At 65.6% G+C, this 22802-nt stretch carries 22 protein-coding genes and 1 pseudogene; 15 read left to right on the forward strand and 8 right to left on the reverse strand.

Annotated elements, in window-relative coordinates; all coding sequences use genetic code 11:
- The first annotated feature begins 67 nt into the window (after positions 1-67).
- The 8 genes from gap (at position 68) to UNPF46_RS06055 (ending at position 8087) form a co-directional block, all read left to right on the forward strand.
- Positions 68-1075 carry a type I glyceraldehyde-3-phosphate dehydrogenase gene (gene gap, locus UNPF46_RS06015; RefSeq protein ID WP_100175880.1) on the forward strand — a complete coding sequence of 336 codons (1008 nt, stop codon included), beginning with the start codon at positions 68-70 and terminating at the stop codon, positions 1073-1075.
- Positions 1076-1224: 149 nt separating this feature from the next.
- Positions 1225-2421: a phosphoglycerate kinase gene (locus UNPF46_RS06020; RefSeq protein ID WP_142249425.1), complete on the forward strand. Its 1197-nt coding sequence runs from the start codon at positions 1225-1227 to the stop codon at positions 2419-2421.
- A 39-nt stretch (positions 2422-2460) separates the two neighbouring features.
- On the forward strand, positions 2461-3528 hold the full coding sequence (gene fba, locus UNPF46_RS06025) for a class II fructose-bisphosphate aldolase (protein ID WP_142249426.1): 1068 nt from the start codon (positions 2461-2463) through the stop codon (positions 3526-3528).
- A 300-nt stretch (positions 3529-3828) separates the two neighbouring features.
- Positions 3829-4869 carry a class I fructose-bisphosphate aldolase gene (locus UNPF46_RS06035; protein WP_142249427.1) on the forward strand — a complete coding sequence of 347 codons (1041 nt, stop codon included), beginning with the start codon at positions 3829-3831 and terminating at the stop codon, positions 4867-4869.
- A gap of 3 nt (positions 4870-4872) precedes the next feature.
- Positions 4873-5562, forward strand: coding sequence for a thiamine phosphate synthase (locus UNPF46_RS06040; protein ID WP_142249428.1), 690 nt, complete (start codon positions 4873-4875; stop codon positions 5560-5562).
- Positions 5563-5570: 8 nt separating this feature from the next.
- A complete protein-coding gene (locus UNPF46_RS06045) occupies positions 5571-6656 on the forward strand; it encodes a tetratricopeptide repeat protein (protein ID WP_142249429.1) in 1086 nt (361 codons plus the stop codon).
- 85 nt (positions 6657-6741) lie between these two features.
- Positions 6742-7533: an inositol monophosphatase family protein gene (locus tag UNPF46_RS06050; protein ID WP_142249430.1), complete on the forward strand. Its 792-nt coding sequence runs from the start codon at positions 6742-6744 to the stop codon at positions 7531-7533.
- Between the two features lie 32 nt (positions 7534-7565).
- On the forward strand, positions 7566-8087 hold the full coding sequence (locus tag UNPF46_RS06055) for an N-acetyltransferase (protein ID WP_142249431.1): 522 nt from the start codon (positions 7566-7568) through the stop codon (positions 8085-8087).
- Between the two features lie 162 nt (positions 8088-8249).
- Here UNPF46_RS06055 and UNPF46_RS06060 read toward each other — a convergent pair whose 3' ends face one another.
- The 4 genes and pseudogenes from UNPF46_RS06060 to UNPF46_RS06075 form a co-directional block, all read right to left on the reverse strand.
- Positions 8250-9377 carry an AAA family ATPase gene (locus tag UNPF46_RS06060; protein ID WP_142249432.1) on the reverse strand — a complete coding sequence of 376 codons (1128 nt, stop codon included), beginning with the start codon at positions 9375-9377 and terminating at the stop codon, positions 8250-8252.
- A gap of 144 nt (positions 9378-9521) precedes the next feature.
- On the reverse strand, positions 9522-12683 hold the full coding sequence (locus UNPF46_RS06065) for a multidrug efflux RND transporter permease subunit (RefSeq protein WP_142249433.1): 3162 nt from the start codon (positions 12681-12683) through the stop codon (positions 9522-9524).
- Between the two features lie 6 nt (positions 12684-12689).
- Positions 12690-13883: an efflux RND transporter periplasmic adaptor subunit gene (locus UNPF46_RS06070; RefSeq protein ID WP_100175908.1), complete on the reverse strand. Its 1194-nt coding sequence runs from the start codon at positions 13881-13883 to the stop codon at positions 12690-12692.
- A 233-nt stretch (positions 13884-14116) separates the two neighbouring features.
- Positions 14117-14224: pseudogene (locus UNPF46_RS06075) on the reverse strand (SAM-dependent methyltransferase); the annotation flags it as partial.
- 62 nt (positions 14225-14286) lie between these two features.
- Between UNPF46_RS06075 and UNPF46_RS38605 the strand changes: the two are divergent.
- Complete coding sequence (locus UNPF46_RS38605; protein WP_349628167.1) at positions 14287-14460, forward strand: type II toxin-antitoxin system RelE/ParE family toxin; 174 nt, start codon at positions 14287-14289, stop codon at positions 14458-14460.
- 124 nt (positions 14461-14584) lie between these two features.
- On the forward strand, positions 14585-14926 hold the full coding sequence (locus UNPF46_RS06085; RefSeq protein WP_100175910.1) for an addiction module antidote protein: 342 nt from the start codon (positions 14585-14587) through the stop codon (positions 14924-14926).
- On the opposite strand, the gene UNPF46_RS06090 is transcribed toward UNPF46_RS06085, so the two are convergent.
- The gene (locus UNPF46_RS06090) at positions 14923-15951 is read right to left on the reverse strand and encodes an SAM-dependent methyltransferase (RefSeq protein ID WP_181769811.1); all 1029 of its coding nucleotides are present in this window, start codon (positions 15949-15951) and stop codon (positions 14923-14925) included. The genes UNPF46_RS06085 and UNPF46_RS06090 overlap by 4 nt on opposite strands.
- Before the next feature lie 169 nt (positions 15952-16120).
- Here UNPF46_RS06090 and UNPF46_RS06095 point away from each other — a divergent pair, with 169 nt between their 5' ends.
- From UNPF46_RS06095 to UNPF46_RS06110, 4 genes are all read left to right on the forward strand, one after another.
- A complete protein-coding gene (locus tag UNPF46_RS06095) occupies positions 16121-17137 on the forward strand; it encodes a flagellar motor protein MotA (protein ID WP_181769812.1) in 1017 nt (338 codons plus the stop codon).
- Between the two features lie 4 nt (positions 17138-17141).
- Positions 17142-18170 (forward strand): peptidoglycan -binding protein, encoded by a 1029-nt coding sequence (locus tag UNPF46_RS06100; protein WP_100175913.1) that lies wholly within the window; start codon positions 17142-17144, stop codon positions 18168-18170.
- Positions 18170-18616 carry a GNAT family N-acetyltransferase gene (locus tag UNPF46_RS06105; RefSeq protein WP_142249436.1) on the forward strand — a complete coding sequence of 149 codons (447 nt, stop codon included), beginning with the start codon at positions 18170-18172 and terminating at the stop codon, positions 18614-18616. The genes UNPF46_RS06100 and UNPF46_RS06105 overlap by 1 nt, the downstream gene beginning before the upstream one ends.
- Positions 18617-18688: 72 nt before the next feature.
- Positions 18689-18913 carry a hypothetical protein gene (locus tag UNPF46_RS06110; RefSeq protein ID WP_100175915.1) on the forward strand — a complete coding sequence of 75 codons (225 nt, stop codon included), beginning with the start codon at positions 18689-18691 and terminating at the stop codon, positions 18911-18913.
- 10 nt (positions 18914-18923) lie between these two features.
- Here the strand turns inward: UNPF46_RS06110 and UNPF46_RS06115 are convergent, their stop codons facing one another.
- Positions 18924-20774, reverse strand: a complete 1851-nt coding sequence (locus UNPF46_RS06115) for an ABC transporter ATP-binding protein/permease (RefSeq protein WP_142249437.1) — start codon at positions 20772-20774, stop codon at positions 18924-18926.
- A 197-nt stretch (positions 20775-20971) separates the two neighbouring features.
- Between UNPF46_RS06115 and rpmE the strand changes: the two genes are divergently transcribed.
- Positions 20972-21199, forward strand: coding sequence for a 50S ribosomal protein L31 (gene rpmE, locus UNPF46_RS06120; protein ID WP_097659924.1), 228 nt, complete (start codon positions 20972-20974; stop codon positions 21197-21199).
- A gap of 240 nt (positions 21200-21439) precedes the next feature.
- Here rpmE and rcdA read toward each other — a convergent pair whose 3' ends face one another.
- Entirely contained in the window at positions 21440-21949 is a 510-nt protein-coding gene (rcdA, locus tag UNPF46_RS06125; protein ID WP_100175917.1) for a protease adaptor protein RcdA, read from the reverse strand.
- Between the two features lie 582 nt (positions 21950-22531).
- Positions 22532-22723, reverse strand: coding sequence for a DUF1192 domain-containing protein (locus UNPF46_RS06135; protein WP_142249438.1), 192 nt, complete (start codon positions 22721-22723; stop codon positions 22532-22534).
- Positions 22724-22802 lie beyond the last annotated feature (79 nt).

A 22802-nucleotide genomic window follows, 5' to 3' on the forward strand; every position in this document is an offset into this window, starting at 1 on the left:
AAAAAACCCTCGCAGGCGCGTAGAGCGCGTTGTGCGGGATGACAACGGTCATTGAAGGAGACGAAACATGGCAGTCCGCGTTGGAATTAACGGTTTTGGCCGCATCGGCCGCAACATCCTGCGGGCTATCGCCGAGTCCGGCCGCAAGGACATCGAGGTCGTCGGCATCAACGACCTCGGCCCGGTCGAGACCAACGCCCATCTGCTCCGTTTCGACTCTGTCCATGGCCGCTTCCCCGGCACCGTGACCGTCGACGGCGACTCCATCAACCTCGGCAGCGGCAAGATCAAGGTGACCGCCGAGCGCGATCCCTCCAAGCTGCCCTGGAAGGATCTCGGCGTCGACATCGCGATGGAATGCACCGGCATCTTCACCTCGAAGGACAAGGCGTCCGCACATCTGACCGCCGGCGCCAAGCGCGTGCTGGTCTCCGCGCCCGCCGACGGCGCCGATGCCACCATCGTCTACGGCGTCAACCATGAGACGCTGACCAAGGATCACCTCGTCATCTCCAACGGCTCCTGCACCACGAACTGCCTCGCACCGGTCGCCAAGGTGCTGAACGATCTCGTCGGCATCGAGACCGGCTTCATGACCACGATCCACGCCTATACCGGCGACCAGCCGACGCTCGATACGATGCACAAGGATCTCTACCGCGGCCGTGCGGCGGCGATGTCGATGATCCCGACCTCGACGGGCGCCGCGAAGGCGATCGGCCTCGTGCTGCCCGAGCTGAAGGGCAAGCTCGACGGCGTCGCGATCCGGGTACCGACCCCGAACGTCTCGGTGGTCGACCTCAAGATCGTCGCCAAGCGCGCCACCGACGCCAAGGAGATCAACGCGGCGATGAAGCGCGCCAGCGAGCAGCAGCTCAAGGGCATCCTCGGCTACACCAGCGCGCCGAACGTTTCGATCGACTTCAACCACGACCCGCACTCCTCGACCTTCCACGAGGACCAGACCAAGGTGCAGAACGGCACACTGGTGCGCGTGATGTCCTGGTACGACAACGAGTGGGGCTTCTCCAACCGCATGGCGGACACCGCCGCCGCGATCGCGAAGGTGATCTGAGAACGTAGGTCTCGTGTCCCGGACGCGGTGCAGCGCCTCGGCGCTGCTCCGCAGAGCCGGGACCCATTCAACCGCGGGACTCGCTGTCATGTGGGTCCCGGTTCTGCAGCGCACCGCTTGCGCGCTGCGCAGCGCCCGGGACAAGAGAGATGACCAACAAATTCCGCACCCTCGACGACGTCGAATTGAAGGGCAAGCGCGTGCTGCTGCGCGTGGACCTCAACGTGCCCATGGACAATGGGCGTGTCAGCGACACGACCCGGCTGGAGCGCGTCGCGCCGACCATCACCGAAATCTCGGACAAGGGCGGCAAGGTCATCCTGCTCGCGCATTTCGGCCGGCCGAAGGGGCGCGACGCCAAGGACTCGCTGAAGCCCGTCGCCGAGGCGCTGTCGAAGGTCGTGAAGAAACCCGTCGCGTTTGCCGAGGATTGCATCGGTGAGCCCGCGGCCAAGGCGGTCGCGGCGATGAAGGACGGCGACATCCTCTGCCTGGAGAACACCCGCTTCCACAAAGAGGAAGAAAAGAACGATCCCGCTTTCGTCGCGGAGCTGGCAAAGCTCGGCGACATCTGGGTCAATGACGCGTTCTCGGCCGCGCACCGCGCTCACGCCACGACCGAAGGGCTCGGCCACAAGCTGCCGGCCTATGCCGGCCGCACCATGCAGGCCGAGCTCGATGCGCTGGAGAAGGCGCTGGGCTCGCCGACCAAGCCCGTCATCGCCATCATCGGCGGCGCAAAGGTCTCGACCAAGATCGACCTCCTGGAAAATCTCGTCACCAAGGTCGACGCGCTCGTGATCGGCGGCGGCATGGCCAACACCTTCCTGCACGCCCAGGGCGTCGCCGTCGGCAAGTCGCTGGCCGAGAAGGACCTCGCGCCGACCGCGCTGCGCATCATGGAGAAGGCGGACGCCGCCAACTGCGCCATCATCCTCCCGGTCGACGCCACGGTCGCGTATCACTTCGCGGCGAACGCGCCGTCGCATGCCTATGGGCTCGATGCGATCCCCGCCGACGGCATGATCCTCGACGTCGGTCCGCAGTCGATCGCCCGCGTTCATGCGGCGATCGACGACGCGGCGACGCTGGTCTGGAACGGGCCGCTCGGTGCGTTCGAGATGCAGCCGTTCGACCGTGGCACGGTGGCGGCCGCCAAGCACGCCGCCGAGCGCACCAAGGCCAAGAAGCTGATCTCGATCGCGGGCGGCGGCGACACCGTCGCGGCCCTCAACCAGGCCCATGTGGCCGGCGACTTCACCTATGTCTCGACCGCCGGTGGCGCATTCCTCGAATGGATGGAAGGCAAGCCCCTGCCCGGCGTTGAAGTTCTGCGCATCAAGTAAGCAAGCGGCCCGAGAGGCCCCAACGGGAGAACAAGACAGATGGCTCGGATCACGTTACGTCAATTGCTCGACCACGCGGCGGAGAACGATTACGGCGTACCGGCCTTCAACATCAACAATATGGAGCAGGCGCTGGCGATCATGGACGCGGCCAACCAGGTCGACGCGCCCGTCATCATCCAGGCCTCGCGCGGTGCGCGCTCCTACGCCAACGACATCATGCTCAAGCACATGATGGACGCCGTCACCGAAATCTACCCGCACATCCCGGTCTGCGTGCATCTCGACCACGGCAACGAGGCCGCGACCTGCATGACCGCGATCCAGGCCGGCTTCACCTCCGTCATGATGGACGGCTCGCTCAAGGCCGACGGCAAGACGCCCGGCGACTGGAGCTACAATGTCGGCGTCACCAAGACCGTGACCGACATGGCCCATCTCGGCGGCATCTCGGTGGAAGGCGAGCTCGGCGTGCTCGGCTCGCTCGAGACCGGCATGGGCGACAAGGAAGACGGCCACGGCGCCGAAGGCAAGCTCAGCCACGACCAGCTCCTGACCAATCCGGACGAGGCCGTGAAGTTCGTGCAGGAGACCAAGGTCGACGCGCTTGCGATCGCGATGGGCACCTCGCATGGCGCCTACAAGTTCACCCGCAAGCCCGACGGCGACATCCTCGCCATGAACGTGATCGAGGAGATTCACCGCAAGCTGCCGAACACGCATCTGGTCATGCACGGCTCGTCCTCGGTGCCGCAGGAGCTGCAGGACATCATCAACGCCTATGGCGGCAAGATGAAGCCGACCTGGGGCGTGCCGGTGGCCGAGATCCAGCGCGGCATCAAGAACGGCGTGCGCAAGATCAACATCGACACCGACAACCGCATGGCGATGACCGGTCAGATCCGCAAGGTGCTGAAGGACAGCCCGGAAGAGTTCGATCCGCGCAAGTACCTGAAGCCGGCGATGGAAGCCATGACCAAGCTGTGCAAACAGCGGCTGCAGGAGTTCAACACCGCCGGCCAGGCCTCCAAGATCAAGCGCGTCCTGACCACCGCCGAGATGGCCAAGCGCTACGCCAAGGGCGAGCTCGATCCGAAGGTGGCGTAAGCGATCGCGCGGCGGCGTGAGGCTGGCTGCGCCCTATCCTCTCCCTCGCCCCGCTTGCGGGGAGAGGGTTGGGGTGAGGGGGACTCTCCCCGGGGACGCTGGCAATTGGACCTGCGGAGAGTCCCCCTCACCCGGAATACGCGCTTTCAGCGCGCATTCCGGCCTCTCCCCGCAAGCGGGGAGAGGCGAACAACCCTGACCTCCCGCCCCTTTACCCTGCGACCAACGTTAACTCGGCAATTGCCCGAGAACGGTCTATTTTCACAGGCAAGGGCAGAATCGTTTTGGGAGGACCTCTCGATGAATCTGACTGAGCTCAACAGAATCGCGACTGCCATGGTCGCATCCGGCAAGGGTATCCTCGCCGCCGACGAATCCTCCGGCACCATCAAGAAGCGCTTCGACGCGATCGGCGTGGAATCGACCGAAGAGAACCGCCGCGACTATCGCGAGATGCTGTTCCGGTCGAAGGAGGCCATGAGCCAGTTCATCTCCGGCGTGATCCTCTATGACGAGACGATCTGGCAGAATGCTGCGGACGGCACGCCGCTGGTGAAGCTGATCGAACAGAGCGGCGCCATTCCCGGCATCAAGGTCGACGAGGGCACGCAGGCCCTGCCGATGTGCCCGGGTGAAACGGTGACCGTCGGGCTCGACAAGCTCGCCGAGCGGCTGAAGAAATATTACGAGCGCGGCGCGCGCTTCGCCAAATGGCGCGCAGTGATCGACATCGGCAGCGGCACTGACGGCCGGGGCATCCCCTCGATGACCGCGATCAGCGTCAACGCCCACGCGCTGGCGCGCTATGCCGCACTGTGCCAGGCCGCGCAGATCGTGCCGATCGTCGAGCCGGAGGTGCTGATGGACGGCGACCACGACATCGACCGCTGCTATGACGTCACGAGCCGCGTGCTCAACAAGACGTTCCAGGAATTGCGCGTGCAGCGCGTCGCGCTCGAAGGCATGGTGCTGAAGCCGAACATGGCGATATCGGGCAAGAAATCACCGAAGCAGGCTTCCGTCGAGGAAGTCGCCGAGAAGACCGTGCGCCTGCTGAAGGCCTGCGTGCCCGCGGCGGTGCCCGGCATCGCCTTCCTCTCCGGCGGCCAGTCGGACGAGGAGGCGACCGCCCATCTCAACGCCATGCACAAGCTCGGGCCGCTACCCTGGGGCCTGACCTTCTCCTACGGCCGCGCGCTGCAAGCCGCGCCGCAGAAGGCCTGGTCCGGGAGGCCTGAGAACATCGCGGCCGGCCAAGCCGCCTTCAGCCATCGCGCACGCATGAACGGCCTCGCCTCCAAGGGCGAATGGCAAAGTAGCCTGGAAAAGAAAGCGGCCTAGACCTTGTCGAACAAATCGCCTCCGCCGCGTCCCGCGCCGCGCCTCTATCTCGCGACGCCCGTCGTCGATGATCCCGCTACTCTGGTCGCCGAGCTGCCGGGCCTGCTCGCCGCCGCCGATATCGCCGCCGTGCTGCTGCGGCTGAAGGAGACCGACCAGCGCAGCATGATCTCGCGCATCAAGGCCTTAGCGCCGCCGGTGCAGAAGGCGGGCGCCGCGCTGCTGGTCGAGGGCCATGCCGAGCTGGTGGCGCGCGGCGGCGCCGACGGTGCACACCTGCCCGGCCTCGCCGCGCTGAAAGAGGCGCTGCCCTCGCTCAAGCCCGATCGCATCGCCGGTGTCGGCGGGTTGACGACACGGCACCATTCCATGGACGCGGGCGAGATGGGCGCGGATTATTTGCTGTTCGGCGAGCCCGATGCGAAGGGACAGCGCCCCTCGGCGCAGGCGATCGCGGAGCGGCTGGACTGGTGGGCCGAGCTGTTCGAGCCGCCCTGCGTCGGCTTTGCCATGTCACTGCAGGAAGCCCACGACTTCGCCCTCAGCGGCGCCGATTTCGTGCTGGTCGGCGACTTCATCTGGGCCGATCCGCGCGGGCCCAAGGCGGCGCTGATCGAGGTCGATGCTGCGATCAAGAAGGCCCATGCGACGGCGACGGCCGATCCAGATCCCGCGGGCAGCGAGCCCGGTTAGCGCCCGACATGAAGCTCCCCTGCATCACCGCTCTGGCCACGCTGCTGCTCACAGGGCCTGCGGCCGCGCAGCTCCAGATCACGCCGCCGGCGACGATCCCGAGCGCGACGCCCGAGAAGCAGAAGCCCAAGCCGCCCGCCAAGAAGGAAGCCGCTCCGGCGCCGAAGCCTTCGGCTTCGCCCAAGGCGTCCCCGTCGCCCAAGCCGTCTGCCTCGCCGAAGCCGGCCGCGACCGTGATCCCGGCACCGCCGACGGACAATTCCAACGCTGATCTGGTGTACGGCGCCTATCAGCGCGGCCAGTACAAGACGGCATTCGACCTCGCCACCGCCCGTGCGCAGGCCGGCGATCCCAAGGCCATGACCATGCTGGGCGAGCTCTATTCCAACGCCATGGGCATCCGCCGCGACTACGCCAAGGCGGCCGAATGGTACAAGCGCGCGGCGGACGCCGGCGACCGCGAGGCGATGTTCGCGCTCGCGATGCTGCGCATCTCCGGCCGCGGCGGCGCGGTCGACAAGGGCGAGGCGGTCAAGCTGATGGCGTCCGCCGCCAAGCTCGGCGAGCCCAAGGCGGCCTATAACCTCGCTCTGCTCTATCTGGACGGCCAGACCCTGCCGCAGGACGTCAGGCGTTCCGCCGAGCTGCTGCGCCAGGCCGCCGATGCCGGCCTGCCCGAGGCGCAATACGCGCTCGCGACCTTCTACAAGGAAGGCACCGGCGTGGCGAAGGATCCGGAACGCGCCGTGCGGCTGCTGCAGGCGGCCTCGCTCGCCGACAATGTCGACGCCGAGGTCGAATATGCCATCGCCATGTTCAACGGCACCGGCACGCCGAAGAACCAGCCGGCCGCGGTCGCCCTGCTCCGCAAGGCCTCCCGCCAGGGCAGCGCGATCGCGCAGAACCGGCTGGCCTGGGTGCTGATCAACGGCGCCGGCACGCCCATGGACAAGGTCGAGGGCTTCAAATGGCACCTGGTGGCCAAGACCGCCGGCAAGGGCGATCCGGAGCTCGACAAGCAATTGTCCGACCTGCCGCCCGACGACCGGGCCAAGGCGGAGGCAGCCGCCAGGAAATGGCTCGGGAGCAAATAACTTGACGCGGGGCCCCTCACGGGGCACCCAGTCCCTCAAACAGGCGTGTTTCTGCGCCAATTCCCCCGATCAAGACCTAGAGCACATGCTGTATTCCGCCACTATCAACGTCATGGTCAAGGCCGCGCGCCGCGCCGGCCGCAGCCTCAAGCGCGATCTCGGCGAGATCGAGCATCTCCAGGTCTCGCTGAAGGGGCCGGCGAATTTCGTCTCGCTCGCCGACAAGCGCGCCGAGGAGATCGTGTATCAGGATCTCGCCAAGGCCCGCCCCGGCTACGGCTTCATCGGCGAGGAAGGCGGCACGCGCGAAGGTACCGACAAGAGCCACACCTGGATCGTCGATCCGCTCGACGGCACCACCAACTTCCTGCACGGCATCCCGCAATTCGCGATCTCGATCGGCCTCGTGCGCGAGGGCACGGTGATCGCAGGCGTGATCTACAACCCCGCCAATGACGAGCTCTACATCGCCGAGCGCGGCAAGGGTGCCTTCCTCAACGACCAGCGCCTGCGCGTCGCCGGCCGCCGCCAGCTCAACGAATGCGTGGTGGCCTGCGGCCTGCCCCATATCGGCCGCGGCGACCACGAGGAATTCCGCCGCGAGATGACCGCGATCCAGGACCGCGTCGCAGGCCTGCGCCGCTTCGGCGCCGCCTCGCTCGACCTCGCCTTCGTCGCCGCCGGCCGCCTCGACGGCTATTGGGAGCGCGACCTGCAATCCTGGGACATCGCGGCGGGTATGCTGATGGTGCGGGAAGCCGGGGGGACGGTGAGCGATATTGCGACGCCGGGCGACCCGCTCGTGACAGGGCACGTGGTGTGCGGGAATGAGTACGTGCATGGGGAGCTGGTGAAGATGCTGAGGAAGCCGGCGTAAAGGCGAAGCTCGAGGCCGTCTACGAGAACGATATGTCCGACACTCGAGTCAGCTTGGGGAAAGTCGACGCAACCGATATCGGCGACTTCAAAAAGGAACTGCAGGACGCCTTTTCGATAGCTGTCAGGGAGGAGCTCGACGATCCGCCGGACGGCCCCATTCCTTCAGACGAGGACCTGGACAAATCGATCAACGCCAGGGGGGCAGTGACGCTACGTATCGTGTGCGATGGCCGCAAGGTCGGCGGCGCAGTGCTGACCATCAACGAACAAACACATCGCAATTCGCTGGATCTCTTCTTTCTGAAGGTTGGCGAGGAAGGCCGCGGCCTGGGGCACAAGGCCTGGCTTGCCATAGAACAGCGGTATCCGACAACGCTAGCGTGGCGGACTTACACCCCATACTTCGAGAAGAGGAACATCCACTTCTACGTCAACAAGTGCGGCTTCAAGATCATCGAGTTCTTCAACAGCCGCCATACCGACCCGAACCACCCCATTGTTCCGGACGATCCGGCGGGGAGCGAAGGATTCTTGTTTGAAAAGATCATGTGAGTGGCGCTGACGCTGGCACCACCGCCCCATTATCCAGCTCGAAGACGCCCAACGACCCGCTCGTGACGGGCGACGTCTTGTGCGGGAATGAGGACGGCAGGGGAAGTCGGTGGAGATCTTGCGGAAGCCGGCTTAGTCGCACGACCGCTCGATCTGCACCGGTCAGCACTCATCGTCTTCCGACTCCTCCTCGCGAAATTCTCCGCCGAGAGTCAGGCCTTCGATGGTCGTGGCGCCTTTCGACTTGATGACGCGGCGAAGCGGGACGGAGCTTTCGCTTCGCAAGGCCTCCATCAACTGTTCGGAATGGGTGACGATCCAGATGTCGGCGCGGCTTGATGCCTTGGCTATCAGCCGGGCCAATGGCGCCAGCAGCGAGGGATGCAGGCTGGTCTCGGGTTCGTTCAGCGCGATGAACGGCGGAAGCCGATAGCCCATGAACACCGCGAGCAGACAGATGTATTTCAGCGTCCCGTCGGACAGTTCGTGGGCCTTGAACGGTCGCGGCATGTCCTGCAGCTGCAGGTCGAATTCGCACAAGCCGCCCTCCTCCCAGGCGCGGAGCTCGGCGCCCGGGAACGCATCCTGAATTGCGTCCTGCAGGTCGACAGTGTCGTCCCTGATGGCATAGAGCGTCGCCAGCGCCGCAGCCAGGTCGCTGCCGTCGGCACTGAGCGAGGGAGTCGTGACCGCGAGACATGGCTTTCGCAGCTGCGACGCCGGATCGGTGCGGAAGTCGTGATAGAAGCGCCAGCCAAGCATGGCGTTCCTGATCAGGACGATCTCGGGGCATTCGCGGGCGCTGGGAAAGCCGGCAAGCGCCGTTTCGGACGGTAGCACTGCATCCCTATGGCTGGTCCATGCGCCGCTGTCGTCGCGGACGCTGACAAGCGAGTTCTTGCGCTCCATCAGCCGAACGGTCCGCTTGCCCTGCGTGGCTTCAATCGATTCGGATTTGATCATAGGCTCGCCGGCAAAGGCGGCTTCGGACGGCGCGGGAAATCCGATCTCGATGGAATATCTTAGCCGGTCGAATTCGGCCGACAAGCGCAGGCGTCCATCCTCACCGCGCTTGCGGAGACCGGACCAGCACACCGAATTCAGTCCGCCTTCCTCGGCGATCGTACGCGTGATCCGGCCGGCCGCGGCGTCCCGCAGCAGGGAGAGCGATTTGTAGAGGTTGGACTTGCCGACGCCGTTCTCACCCACGAAGACGGACAGCGGCTCGATCGGCATCGAGAGCCGCCGAACTGAGCGATAGCTCGAAATCGCAATCTCGGTCGGACGCATCACACACTCTCACTCGGCGCTCGCGTTGTATTCGCCCCGCGAGGCGAATACGGATCGCTACAATCCAGAGATGCAGTGTGGATCGACCAATTGGGCAAGGCAAGTTTCTCGGAACGTCATTCCGGGCGCCCCCCGAAATGACGCTCAGTGGCCATGCGACGCCGGCGCCGGCGGCCCGTACGCCTTGCCCTGTGTCTCTGCGGTCTGCTCCCTGTCCCCCGCCAGCACCCGCTGCACCGAGACGAAGAACACCGGCACCATCAACAGCGCCAGGATCACCACCGCGATCATGCCGCCCATCACGACGCTGCCGAGCGCCTGCTGGCTGGCGCCGCCGGCGCCGTGGGCGATGGCCATGGGGAGCACGCCGCAGATGAAGGCGAGGCCGGTCATCAGGATCGGGCGGAAGCGCAGGCGGCAGGCTTCGATGGTGGCCTCCACCAGCGGCTTGCCTTCCTTGCGCAGGTCCTTGGCGAACTCGATGATCAGGATCGCGTCCTTGGCCGCGAGGCCGATGATGGTGATCAGGCCGACGGTGAAATAGACGTCGTTGGGCAGGCCGCGCAGCATCGCGGCAATCACGGCGCCGACGATGCCGAGCGGGACGGTGAGCAGCACCGCGAGCGGGATGGTCCAGCTCTCGTAGAGCGCGGCGAGGCACAGGAACACCACGAAGATCGAGAGCGCGAGCAGGAACGGCGCCTGCGAGCCCGACAGCTTTTCCTGCAGCGACTGGCCGGTCCATTCATAGCCGAAGCCGCGCGGCAGCCTGCCCGCGAGCCGCTCCATCTCGGCGATGGCATCGCCCGAGGTGAAGCCGGGCCTGGCTTCGCCGGAGATGCGCACCGCCGGATAATAGTTGAAGCCGGCGATCTGGGTCGGGCCGCGCGCCCACTCCACCGTGGCGAAGGACGAGAACGGCACCAGCTGGCCGCGGCTGTTCTTGACGTTGTAGTTGAGGATGTCCTCGGTCCGCATGCGGTCGCGGGCGTCGGCCTGCACCACGACGCGCTGCATGCGGCCGCGGTTGGGGAAGTCGTTGATGTAGTTCGAGCCGAGATTGGTCGAGATCGTGTTGTTGATGTCTTCGAAGGTGACGCCGAAGGCGCCGGCCTTCTCGCGGTCGATCATGAGGTTGACCACCCCGGCCTCGGGCAGGCCTTCGACATAGACCTTTTGCAGCACCGGGCTCGCGTTGGCTTCCGCGATCAGCTGGTCGGCGGCGCGCATCAGGGCCGGATAGCCCTTCTGGCCGCGGTCCTGCAGGCGGAACGAGAAGCCCGAGGAATTGCCGAGATTGTCGATCGGCGGCGGCTGCAAAGCGGAGATCTTTGCGTCGCGGATCGAGGCGCCGAGATCGCGGTTGATGTCGTTGACGATCGCCGCGGCCGACTCGCTCGGCCCGCGCTCCGACCAATCCTTCAGCGTGATGAAGGCCTGCGCGGTGTTCATGCCCTGGCCGGAGAAGCTGAAGCCGGTGAGGAAGGTGACGTTGTCGACGCCCGGCCGCTGCGCCAAATACTTCTCGACCTTCTCGATCACCGCCTCGGTGCGGCCGTAGGACGAATCCGACGGCGTCTGCACGTCGGTGGTGATGAAGCCCTGGTCGTCGACGGGCAGGAAGCCGCCGGGCAGATTGACGAAGGCCCAGGACAGGCCGACCAGCAGCGCGACATAGACCAGCATCAGGCGGCCGGTGCGCTTCAGCGAGAAGCCGACGGTGCGCGCGTAGCGGAAGCGAGCGCCCTCGAGCAGATGATTGAAACGGCTGAAGACGAAATTGGTCGAGTGGCCGTGCCCCTTGGCAATCGGCTTGAGCAGCGTCGCGCACAGCGCCGGCGTCAGCGACAGCGCGAGGAAGGCGGAGAAGCCGATCGCCGCGACCATGGTGACCGAGAACTGGCGGTAAATGATGCCGACCGAGCCGGGGAAGAACGCCATCGGCACGAACACCGCCATCAGCACCAGCGTGATGCCGATGATGGCACCCGTGATCTGCGACATCGCCTTGCGGGTCGCTTCCTTCGGCGACAGGCCTTCCTCGGCCATGATGCGCTCGACGTTCTCGACCACGACGATGGCGTCGTCGACGAGGATGCCGACCGCGAGCACCATGCCGAACATCGAGAGCATGTTGATGGAATAGCCGGCGAGCAGCAGCGTGGTGCAGGCGCCGAGAAGCGCCACGGGCACCACGATGGTCGGGATGATGGTATAGCGGATGTTCTGCAGGAACAGGAACATCACCACGAACACCAGCACCACGGCTTCGACCAGCGTCGTCAGCACCTTCTTGATCGAGGCCTCGACCACGGGCGTGATGTTGTAGGGAATTTCGTAAGTGATGTTGGCCGGGAAGAAGCGCGACAGCTCCTTCATCTTCTCCTCGACCGCGCTCGCGGTCGCCAGCGCGTTGCCGGTCGGCGACATCAGCACGGAGAGACCCGCGGTCGGCTTGCCGTCGAGGCGGGTGTTGAACTGGTAGCTGAGACCGCCGACCTCGACGCGCGCAACGTCGCGCAGGCGCACGGTCGAGCCGTCGGCGTTGGCGCGCAGGATGATGGCACCGAACTCGTCCGGCGAGGAGAGCTGGCCCTTGACCAGCACGAGCGCTGAGGTGCGCTGGCTCGACGTCGAGGGCTCGGCGCCGATGCTGCCCGAGGCGACCTGGGCGTTCTGCGCGGCAATGGCCTTGTTGACGTCGTCGGCGGTGAGCCCATAACCGACCAGCTTGGCCGGATCGACCCAGACGCGAAGCGACCGCTCGGTCGAATAGAGCGTGGCACGGCCGACGCCCGGGATGCGGCGGACCTCGCCGAGCACGTTTCGGATCATGAAGTCGCCGAGGCCGACCTCGTCCAGGCTGCCGTCCGTCGAGCTCAACGTGATGATCTGAAGCACCGCGCTCGAGGCTTCCTCGATCAGGATGCCCTGTTGCATCACCGCGCGCGGCAGGCGCGCCTCGACGCGCTTGATGCGGTTCTGCACCTCCACCGAGGCGTCGTTGGTGTTCGTGCCCGGCTGGAAATTGGCAATGATCTCGACTTGGCCGAGCGAGTCGCTGGTCGATTCGAAATTGAGGATGCCGGAGGCGCCGTTGAGCTCCTCCTCGATCAGGCGCGTGACGCTGTTGTAGAGGTTTTCCGGCGAAGCGCCGGGATAGCTGGTCGAGATCGAGATCGAAGGCGGCGCGATGATCGGATATTGCGCGATCGGCAGCAACGGCACGGCGATTGCACCGATCAAGCAGATGAACAGCGCGACCACCCAGGCAAAGATCGGCCTGTCGATGAAGAAGCTCGCCATGGCGCGTTACCGCGTGAGCTTCTGAGCGTGCCGGTTGTCCGCGGTCGCGTCCGCTTCCGACCAGGATTGCGGCTTGACCTTGTCGCCGGCGGCGAACTTCTGGAAGCCTTCGACCACGACCTTGTCGCCGGCCTTCAGGCCTTCGGTGACGAACCAGAGTCCGTCCTGCACCGAACCGGTGCGCACCGGCTGCACCGCGATGTGGTTGTCGTCCTTGACGACGAACACTTCGCTGCCGCCGCCGCCATTGCGCTGGATCGCCTGCTGCGGCACCGCGATCGCATCGCTGTCGAGACCCTGGTCGATGCGGACGCGGACATACATGCCCGGCAACAGCTCGCGCTTGGGGTTGGGGAACTCGCCGCGCAACGTCACCTGCCCGGTATGGGCGTCGACCTTGGCGTCGGAGAACAACAATTTGCCGTCGAGCGAATAGAGCGTGTTGTCGTCGAGCACCAGATGCACCTTGGCGGCATCGGAGGCGATGCGCTCGAGGTCGCCGGTCTCGAAGGCGCGGCGCAGCTGGTTGAGCTCGTTCACCGACTGGGTGAAGTCGGCATAGATCGGGTCGAGCTGCTGGATGGTCGCCAGATTGGTCTCGTTCTGCACCGCGAGCGCGCCCTCGCTGACCAGGGCCGCGCCGACCACGCCGTCGATCGGCGCGCGCACGGTGGCGTAGTCGAGGTTGAGCTTGGCCCGCGCGAGCTCGGCCTTGCGGCCCTCGACCTCGGCATGGGCCTGGCGCTCGGCTGCCACTGCCTTCTCGTTCTCGGCCTCGGGCGCGGCGCGCTGGCTGGTCAGCGTGGCGATACGGTGGGCCTGCTGCTTCGCCTGCATCAAGGCAGCCTCCGCCTTGGCGAGCGCGGCCTCGTTGGCCATCACCTCGACCTCGAACGGGCGCGGATCGATACGGTAGAGCGGATCGCCGGCCTTCACCTCGCTGCCCTGGCGGAACAGGCGCTCGACCACGATGCCGGAGACACGCGGCCGGACATCCGAGACGCGCGTCGGCGCGATGCGGCCGGGCAGCTCGCGCACCACGGCGCGGGCTTGCGGCTTCACGATGACGACGCTGACGTCAGGATAGGCCGGCGGGGCGGCGGACACGGCGGAGCTGGATTCGTCGCAAGCGCCGAGCAGCGGCGCTAGGGCCGCGAGCATCATTGCAACGCATGCCGATCGCGCGCGAAGTCCTGACATGACGTGGAAGGCCCCGATGTTGTTGATACCGAATCACGCACGAAGCGGCGCCCGTTCTGGACGAAGACCGCGCGGCTGATGACGTCAAAATAGAATGGACTTGCTGCGACGCAACGCGTGTGGCGGGCGGCTCAATGTCACACAGGCGATGCCACTGATTTCAGGAGGTTTTTCTGGGCTCACCAGATCGTGAGTCGGGTTCCATCACGGCGTGCTGCGACAGAAGATCGCAATTACCCGGCAGCCTTCATCCGATACTGGCTGACGCCCCATTCGGTTCCATCGGCATAGCCGAACAGGCCCGAGGTCGCGAGCAGGGACCAGCGCCAGCGCCGCATCCAGGCCAATCAGTTTGCTCATTCGGAACTTGCCCGCCTGTGAACCATGGATTACAACAACAATCGTGATCAATGTCCTCCAGACAGAAGCATTTCGCGGCTGGCTTGCTGGATTGCGCGACCGTCGTGCCGTTGCGCGCATTGCGAGCCGACTCGCATTGATCGAACGCGGTACGCTCGGCGATGTGAAGTCATTAGGCGCGGGCCTGTCTGAGTTCAGAATCGACTATGGCCCGTGATACCGTCTCTATGCGGCGCAACGCGGCACAGAAATCATCATCCTGCTTTGCGGCGGAGATAAGCGAAAGCAGCACGCAGACATCAAGCGGGCACGAGCGATGCTTGCCGAACTGGAGTAGTGCAATGGCACTCAAAACCACACCATTTGATGCAGCGGAATATTTGGACACGGCGGAAGCACAAGCCGAGTTCATTACGGCCGCGCTGGAGACTGGCGACACGGCATTCATTCGGGACGCTGTGAATACGGTGGCGCGTGCCCGCGGCATGAGCGAGATAGCGAGGTCTACGGGGCTGAGCCGCGAAGGGCTGTACAAGGCGCTCGGCGAAGCCGGAAATCCGGAGTTCTCGACAATGCTGGGGGTGTTGCGTGCGCTTGGCTTGGGTTTGACTGCGCGTCCCTTGCCCAAAAAGCCAGGCAAACCCCGCAGGTCAGCGAAAACGCGAGCCCGCAAGGCCGCCTAGACTCGGGAATCAGCGGGCTTCATCCGATACTGGCTGACGCCCCATTCGGTTCCATCGGCATAGCCGAACAGGCCCGATGTCGCGAGCAGGTACCAGCGCCAGCGCCGCATCCACATGGCAGCCTGTTCGCCGTGGACCTTGCGCAAGGAGGCCTCGATCGCGTCCCGCTGCGCGTCGAAATTGGCGAGCCAGTCATTGGCGGTGCGTTGATAGTGGGTGCCGCTCCAGCACCATTCCTTCTCGACCTCGAAGATGTCGTCGAATTGCCTGACGAGGTGATGGCTCGGCATCATCCCGCCCGTGAAGACGTGCTGCGCGATCCAGTCCTCGCGATCGGACCGGTCGAACAGGTGGGATCCGGTGCGATGCGTGGCGACGTGCATGAAGCAGCGCCCCTCGGGCGCGAGCCACGACCGCAGCCGCGTCATCAGCTTGCGCCAGTTCACGATGTGCTCGAACGTCTCGACCGAGACGATGCGGTCGAACTGGCCGTCCGGCGCGAACACATTCATGTCCGCCGTGACCACGCGCAGGTTCAGCAAGCCGCGTCGCTCGGCCTGCTCCTCGACATGGGCGCGCTGCGCCTGCGAGGTCGACACCGCCGTCACCTCTGCGTGCGGAAACTGCCGCGCCATCCACAGCGCCAGCGAGCCCCAGCCGCAGCCGAGCTCGAGGATGGCCTGGCCGTCGGCGAGGCCGGCATGCTCGACGGTCTGGCGCAGCGCCTCCTCCTCCGCCTCCTGCAGGGTGGTCGCATCGGTCTTGTAGAAGCAGCAGGAATATTTGCGGCTGGGGCCGAGCAGGTCCGCGAAGAACGCGGCGGGTACCTCATCACGCCCGGGTTCGGCGTCCTCGGCGATCGGCCGCAGCATCATCCGGCCGGCGAAGGCGGCATCGGCCGCAGCGTCGTGGGGGGCGAGGCGCGTTGCAGTGCGGGAGCACAGGCGCTGGATCGCGGCGCGGATCACGACGTCCGGCAGCGGCACGCGTTCGGCAGTCCCGATGATCGCGGAAACGACGCTCATGCGCACCCCGAATGGCGAACTTTCTGCGGATACCTGTCTATCAAAGCGCCGCTTCCGGTCCGGGTTCCCGGAGCCCACCCCGAAATCGGCGTATCCGGCGCTTTTTTTGGGCCGGCGCTGTGCCATAGTGCGCACTGCAAGCAAGCTTTTGGAATGGATGATACTGGCCATGCCGTCAGGCAACTCGCCCCGCTCCACCATGGATATCGAGTACACCAAACTGTCCTCGCCCAGCGTCTTCCTGGTGCGGATGCTGGTTTTCCTGGTGCTGTGCACGCTGGTGGGCGTGGTGCTCTACAAGCAGATCATCCAGGCCTTCTTCGCCAATCCCGGCCTCAATGCCCTGATCGGCGGCGTGCTGTTCATCGGCATCATCCTGGCCTTCCGGCAGGTGATCCGGCTCTACCCGGAGGTCTCCTGGGTCAACAATTTCCGCATCGCCGATCCCGGCCTCGCCCCGGCCCGCCACCCCAAGCTGCTGGCGCCGATGGCGGCGATCCTCGGCGGCGAGCGCTCGGGACGGATGACCATCACCCAGACCACGATGCGGCATCTGCTCGATTCGATCGCGACACGCCTCGATGAAGCCCGCGACATCTCGCGCTACATGACGGGCCTTTTGGTCTTCCTCGGCCTGCTCGGCACCTTCTGGGGCCTGATCGAGACGGTCGGCTCGGTCGGCAAGGTGATCGACGGGCTCAAGGTCGGCGGCGATTCCGGGGCGCTGTTCGACACGCTGAAAGAGGGTCTCGCCGCCCCGCTCGGCGGCATGGGCATCTCGTTCTCGAGCTCCCTGTTCGGCCTCGCGGGCTCGCTGATCCTCGGCTTCCTCGACCTGCAATCGAGCCAGGCGCAGAACCGCTTCTACACCGACCTCGAAGACTGGCTCGCCACCACCGTGCGCGAATATGGCAGCGGCGAGGTGGCTGTGGCGGCGGGCGGCGGGGTCGCCAGCGGCGAGCTCCAGGCGGCGGTCGAACGGCTCCGCTCCGTGCTCGAGGAAGGCAGCGCCAGCCGCGGCACCACGGCGGCGATGGCGAGCCTTGCCGAAGCCATCCAGGCGCTGGTCTCGCACATGCGCACCGAGCAGCAGATGATCCGCGAATGGGCCGACGGGCAGGGCGAGCAGAACCGCGAGATCCGGCGCCTGCTGGAGCGCATCGCCCGCCAGCCCGAGAAGAGTTAGCGACATGGCATTGGCGCGCGGCCGCCGCGGCGATACGTCCTTCAACTACTGGCCCGGCTTCGTCGACGCGCTGTCGACGCTGGTGCTGTCGATCGTGTTCCTGCTGTCGGTGTTCCTGGTGGTGCAGTTCTTCCTGTCGCAGGAGGTCACCGGCAAGGACAAGGCGCTGGAGCAGCTCAACGCCAAGATCGCCCAGCTCAACGAGCTGCTGTCGCTGGAGAAGCTCGGCAAGCTCACGCTCGACGATCAGGTCTCGCAACTGAAGGCCGGCCTCGCCTCGGCCGAGAGCGAGCGCGACCGTATCAAGGGCCTCTATGACGGCCTGGCTGCCGCCGGCAACGACGCGCAGGGCAAGACCTCCGAGCTCGGCAAGGCGCTGGATTCGGAGAAGGCGGTCTCGGCGCGGGCGCTGGCCCAGATCGAGGTGCTGAACCAGCAGATCAGCGCTTTGCGCCGGCAATTGGCCGCGCTGGAAGAGGCGCTCGATGCCTCCGAGAAGCGCGACAAGGAATCGCAGAACCGGATCGCCGATCTCGGCTCCCGCCTGAACGTGGCGCTGGCGCAGCGCGTGCAGGAATTGTCGCGCTACCGCTCGGAGTTCTTCGGCCGCCTGCGCGCCATCCTCGGCAACCGGCCCGACATCCGCATCGTCGGCGACCGCTTCGTGTTCCAGTCCGAAGTGTTCTTCGACACCGGCCAGGCGACGCTGCTGCCCGAGGGCCGCGCCGAGCTCGACACCTTGGCGACCGCGCTGATCGAGCTCGACAAGAAGATTCCGAGCGAGATCCCCTGGGTGTTGCGTGTCGACGGCCACACGGACGTGCGCCCGGTCAACGGCCCGAACTTCAAGTCGAACTGGGACCTGTCCGCGGCACGCTCGATCTCGGTGGTGCAATACCTGATCTCGCTCGGCGTGCCCGCCCAGCGCCTCGTCGCCGCCGGCTTCGGCGAATTCCAGCCGCTCGATCCCGGCAACACCGAGGAAGCCTACAAGCGCAATCGCCGCATCGAGCTCAAGCTGACGGAGCGGTAGTGAGCGCGATCCACCTCCGCCCCTATCGCGTCGAGGACGAAGCCGCCGCGATAGACCTCTGGCATCGCACCTGGCAGCAGGCCTATCCGCAGATCGACTTCGCCGCGCGGCTCGACTGGTGGCGCGAGCGCTGGCGCAAGGATCTGGTGCCGAAGGCTTCGATCGTCGTGGCGGAGCAGGACGGCGCGCTGACCGGCTTCGTCACGATCGACGGCGAGGGCTATCTCGACCAGCTCGTGGTCGATCCCGCGCACTGGGGATCGGACGCGGCGCGGCTGCTGGTCGATGAAGCCAAGCGGCTGTCGCCCTCGGGCGTCACGCTGCTCGTCAACAAGGACAATGCCCGCGCCATCCGCTTCTACGAGCGCAACGGCTTTGCCCATGCCGGCGACGATGTGAACCCGACCTCGGGCCGGCCGGTGCTGAAGATGGTGTGGCGGGCGTGAGGCCTGTCACGGTTGGATCCAGGGGCGTCTGCTAGTCGTTGTCTCAACGATGGCAACGGACGGAGACGATCGATGAAGCTGCGCGATCTGGCCCAGGGGGCCTCGGTCTTTCTCGGCGTCATCGTCGCCGGCTATGTGTCGACAAGCTATGTCGACAAGCGCTTCGCGCTGCGCGAGACGACGCCCGCGCCTGCGCAAACGAGCGGCCCTGCCCCATCGGCCTGCGTCGGCGAGGACGGCAGCTGGAAGAACTGGCCATGGCCGAATGTACCGGCGCTCTCGCCGAAATGCCGGTGAAGACGGCGCCTCACGCGCCTTCGAACTGCAGCCTCGCCAGCCGGGCATAAAGCCCGTTCGCGGCGACGAGCTCGGCATGCGTGCCCTGCTCGACGATCTTGCCCTGGTCCATCACCAGGATGCGGTCGCATGACAGCACGGTCGCGAGGCGATGGGCGATGACGAGCGTGGTGCGGTGGCGCATCAGCTCCTCCAGCGCGGTCTGCACCAAGGTCTCGCTTTCGGCATCGAGCGCGGAGGTGGCTTCATCGAGCAGCAGCAGCGGCGCATCGCGCAGGATGGCGCGGGCGATCGCGATACGCTGGCGCTGTCCGCCGGACAGCGTCACGCCGCGCTCGCCGAGCGGAGTCTCGAAACCTTCGGGCAGGCGGCGAATGAATTCGGCGGCATGGGCGAGCTCGGCGGCGCGTTCGACCTCGGCATCGGTCGCGTCGGGCCGGCCGAAGCGGATGTTCTCGCGGGCGCTTGCGGCGAACACCACGGATTCCTGCGGCACCAGCGCGATGCGCGAGCGGAAGTCACGGGGATCGGCGGATTTGACCGGCACGCCGTCGAGCGAGATCGCGCCGCTGCGCGGGTCGTAGAAGCGCAGCAGCAGATGAAAGATCGTGCTCTTGCCGGCGCCGGACGGACCGACGATCGCGACCTTCTCGCCGGGGCGCACCGTGAACGACACGGCATCGAGCACCTTGACGTCGCGCCGCGCCGGATAGGCGAAGCTGACCTGATCGAAGCCGACCTCGCCGCGTGCCGGTACCGGCAGAGCGCGCGCAGACGCAGGCGCCTCGATGTCGGGCTTCACATGCAGGATCTCGAACAGCCGCTCGGCCGCGCCGGATGCGGCCGAGACCTCGCCCCAGACTTCGCTGAGCTGGCCGAGGCCGGCCGCGGCGAACACCGCATAGAGCACGAACTGGCCGAGCCGGCCCGGCGAGATCGCGCCTGACAGCACGTCATGCGAGCCGATCCAGAGGATCGCGACCACGCTTGCGAACACGATGAAGATGATGATAGCGGTGAGAACGGATCGCGCCTGGGTCGAGGTGCGCGCCGCCTCATAGGCCTGCTCGACCTCGCCGCCGAAACGCTTCTCGGCAAATTGCTCGCTGGTATAGGCCTGCACGGTGCGGATCGCGCCGACCAGCTCGCCCGCATAGGCCGACGCCTCGGCCAGCGTGTCCTGCGCATTGCGCGACAGGCGCCGCACCCAGCGCCCGAAGGCGACCAGCGGCAGCACGATCAAGGGAATGGCGAGCAGCACGAAGCCGGACAGTTTGGGGCTCGTGATCACCATCATCGCCGCGGCACCCAGGAACATCATCAGATTGCGCAGCGCGATCGACACGGAGGCGCCGACGGCCGATTTGAGCTGGGTGGTGTCGGCGGTGAGCCGCGAGATCAATTCGCCGCTGCGCGCGGAATCGAAGAAGGCCGGCGACAGCGAGAGCAGATGCGCGAAGACGTCGCGCCTGAGGTCGGCAACGATGCGCTCGCCGATCGTCATCACGAGGTAGTAGCGCGCGGCGCTGGCGAGCGCGAGCACGCCGACCACCGCGAGCATCACCGAGAAATAGCTGTTGATCAGCTCGATGCCCTCGGGCGTCAGACCGAAATCGATCATCCGGCGCACCGCGACGGGCACCAGCAGCGTGGTCAGGGCCGCGACCGTGAGCGCGACGAAGGCGAGCGCCGCCCGGCCGCGATAGCGGCTGACATAGGGCGCCAGCGCAAGCAGCGGGCGGAGCTTGGCGCGACCCTTGGCCGGCTCTTCGATCAGCTCGGCCTCGATCGAGGGAGTGTCCGCGGCGTTCATTCCGGGCTGATCGACATATTGGTCATCAAGCCGTTCCACTGCGCTCATGAGATCCGACCCATTGTATTCGTTTGCTCCCAATAGGCCGGTGCAAGGGTAGTGGCAAATCCGGGATGTCCCTTAGGGGCAACCCCCCGGTTCGCGACCGGGATGGCTTGTTTTGCGGGGTTTCGTGAGGTATAGAGCCGCCCAAATCCGTCATTCGCTAGCCACCCAACAAGGCGCCGGGCGCCGAGGAATTTGTCATGAAAGCCGAAATTCATCCGGATTATCATACGATTAAGGTCGTGATGACCGACGGTACCGAGTACCTGACCCGCTCGACCTGGGGCAAGGAAGGCGACACTCTCAACCTCGACATCGACCCGAAGTCGCACCCGGCCTGGACCGGCGGCTCCCAGCAGCTGATGGACCGCGGCGGCCGCGTCTCGCGCTTCCAGAAGAAGTTTTCGGGCTTCCTCAAAAAGGATTGATCCGGCCCGCAAGGGTTGGAGACGAAAAACGCCCCCGGCAGACCGGGGGCGTTTTTGTTTTTGGAGACTGCCGTCGCGTTGCTACCGGACCCGTCATCCTGAGGTGCGAGTGGCGCGATGCAAAGCATCGCGCCGGGAGCCTCGAGGGATGAACGGCCGAGATGCAGCCGGGCCGTCGCCCTTCGAGGGCCGCTGAAGAAGCGGCCACCTCAGGGTGACGGTGTCGGAGTTGCTTGAACCTTACCGCTCGAACGCGGCTTTCAGCGCGTTGAGGTGAGGCACCAGCGGATTGCCGATCGCGATGTGCTCGGCCGGCGGGGTGTGGATGGTGGTGTCGAGACGGCGGACGCGGGTCTGCAGGCTCATCGAGCGATGGATCAGGTCCTGGAGCTGCGAAGGCAGCTTCTCGATGGTGTCGGCGGGGCCGGGATCGGCGGCGCTGAGCTTGACCTTGGTCTTCTCGCGATTGGCCTGGACCAGCGTCATCTCGCCTTCCTTCACCGCACGGTGCAACAGCAGCCACGAGGCGAGCTGCATCAGGCGGGTGGTGAGGCGCATGCTCTCGGTCGCGTAGGTGAGGCTGACGGCACGGTCGAGGGCCTTGGCCTCGGTGCGGCCGGCGCCGTCGAGATAGGCCGCGGTCTCTTCGACGAGGTCCATGCCCTCGCGGAACAGGACGCCGAACGCCGCAGAATTGGTGAACCGCTCGCTGAGTTGAACGAGAGCGCCGTCGGCCTGCAAACGTTCCATGGTTAACGCCTCTTACGCAACTGTTTGACTGTCCGGCTTTGGCGCCGGCTTATGATGAACAAATCATTGCGCGGGCGGGACGCGGAGTCCAGTGACAAGCGCGGATATGGTTTCCGCGGGTCATTCCTCGGAATGCAACTCGGGATGAGACGCACAAAAGCGGGGAGCGGACGCAAAAAAAGAGCCGCCGGAGACCGGCGGCTTTGAAAGTTGATAACAGGGAGGCGTCAAACAGAGTGGACAGGAGCCACTCGGTGTCCAAACGAGGACAGTTCCAGTCATAAACTCGAAAGCTTAATCGACCGTAAACGAACGGTTTTTTTGAAGGTTCGTTAGCCATATCGGCCAGTGGCCGAGTGGGGGTGGAACATAATCGGCAGTCCCCCGGTGCAACGACGACACATTCAGCTGTCGTCCCGGACAAGCGTCAGCGCAGATCCGGACCCATAGCCACAGGCGGACGTGGTGACAGGGACTCGGAGTGGCCGACCTCGCGACAAACTTCATCCTTTGGGTATGGGTCCCGGATCTGCGCGCGCCTATGGCGCGCTTGTCCGGGACGACAGCCGGTATGCGGCGCCCCTACGACTTGAAAAAACTGTTCGCCGCATCGCGCGAGGCGCGCTTCTTCGTGGCTGCTTCTTCCAGCCTTGCGATCTCGGAATTGAGCAACGTGACGCGCTCGGTCAGTTCCTCGACGGACAAGAGTGAGAGATCCTGTCCGACTTCGTGGCTGATCTTCTTGCGCGGGCGGTCGTCGTCTTCGGTCGCCATCCTCGTTCCTCCTCTCGTCCGCGGACCGGACCACACGGCTGAGGCAGTTGCCAGTCCGGACCGCGCTGGCTAAGCAGGG

It is taken from the genome of Bradyrhizobium sp. UNPF46 (assembly GCF_006658625.1).
GTDB classification, from domain to species: domain Bacteria; phylum Pseudomonadota; class Alphaproteobacteria; order Rhizobiales; family Xanthobacteraceae; genus Bradyrhizobium; species Bradyrhizobium nitroreducens.

Excerpts from the sequence above, each read along its gene's own strand:
- UNPF46_RS06085 (WP_100175910.1), top strand. The coding sequence starts at position 14,585 with ATGGCACTCAAAACCACACCATTTGATGCAGCGGAATATTTGGACACG.
- UNPF46_RS06090 (WP_181769811.1), bottom strand. The coding sequence starts at position 15,951 with ATGAGCGTCGTTTCCGCGATCATCGGGACTGCCGAACGCGTGCCGCTG.
- UNPF46_RS06055 (WP_142249431.1), top strand. The coding sequence starts at position 7,566 with ATGTCCGACACTCGAGTCAGCTTGGGGAAAGTCGACGCAACCGATATC.
- UNPF46_RS06065 (WP_142249433.1), bottom strand. The coding sequence starts at position 12,683 with ATGGCGAGCTTCTTCATCGACAGGCCGATCTTTGCCTGGGTGGTCGCG.
- UNPF46_RS06115 (WP_142249437.1), bottom strand. The coding sequence starts at position 20,774 with ATGAGCGCAGTGGAACGGCTTGATGACCAATATGTCGATCAGCCCGGA.
- gap (WP_100175880.1), top strand. The coding sequence starts at position 68 with ATGGCAGTCCGCGTTGGAATTAACGGTTTTGGCCGCATCGGCCGCAAC.
- UNPF46_RS06020 (WP_142249425.1), top strand. The coding sequence starts at position 1,225 with ATGACCAACAAATTCCGCACCCTCGACGACGTCGAATTGAAGGGCAAG.
- UNPF46_RS06035 (WP_142249427.1), top strand. The coding sequence starts at position 3,829 with ATGAATCTGACTGAGCTCAACAGAATCGCGACTGCCATGGTCGCATCC.
- UNPF46_RS06045 (WP_142249429.1), top strand. The coding sequence starts at position 5,571 with ATGAAGCTCCCCTGCATCACCGCTCTGGCCACGCTGCTGCTCACAGGG.
- UNPF46_RS06135 (WP_142249438.1), bottom strand. The coding sequence starts at position 22,723 with ATGGCGACCGAAGACGACGACCGCCCGCGCAAGAAGATCAGCCACGAA.
- UNPF46_RS06060 (WP_142249432.1), bottom strand. The coding sequence starts at position 9,377 with ATGCGTCCGACCGAGATTGCGATTTCGAGCTATCGCTCAGTTCGGCGG.
- UNPF46_RS06100 (WP_100175913.1), top strand. The coding sequence starts at position 17,142 with ATGGCATTGGCGCGCGGCCGCCGCGGCGATACGTCCTTCAACTACTGG.
- UNPF46_RS06070 (WP_100175908.1), bottom strand. The coding sequence starts at position 13,883 with ATGTCAGGACTTCGCGCGCGATCGGCATGCGTTGCAATGATGCTCGCG.
- UNPF46_RS06050 (WP_142249430.1), top strand. The coding sequence starts at position 6,742 with ATGCTGTATTCCGCCACTATCAACGTCATGGTCAAGGCCGCGCGCCGC.
- UNPF46_RS06095 (WP_181769812.1), top strand. The coding sequence starts at position 16,121 with ATGCCGTCAGGCAACTCGCCCCGCTCCACCATGGATATCGAGTACACC.
- fba (WP_142249426.1), top strand. The coding sequence starts at position 2,461 with ATGGCTCGGATCACGTTACGTCAATTGCTCGACCACGCGGCGGAGAAC.
- UNPF46_RS06110 (WP_100175915.1), top strand. The coding sequence starts at position 18,689 with ATGAAGCTGCGCGATCTGGCCCAGGGGGCCTCGGTCTTTCTCGGCGTC.
- rpmE (WP_097659924.1), top strand. The coding sequence starts at position 20,972 with ATGAAAGCCGAAATTCATCCGGATTATCATACGATTAAGGTCGTGATG.
- rcdA (WP_100175917.1), bottom strand. The coding sequence starts at position 21,949 with ATGGAACGTTTGCAGGCCGACGGCGCTCTCGTTCAACTCAGCGAGCGG.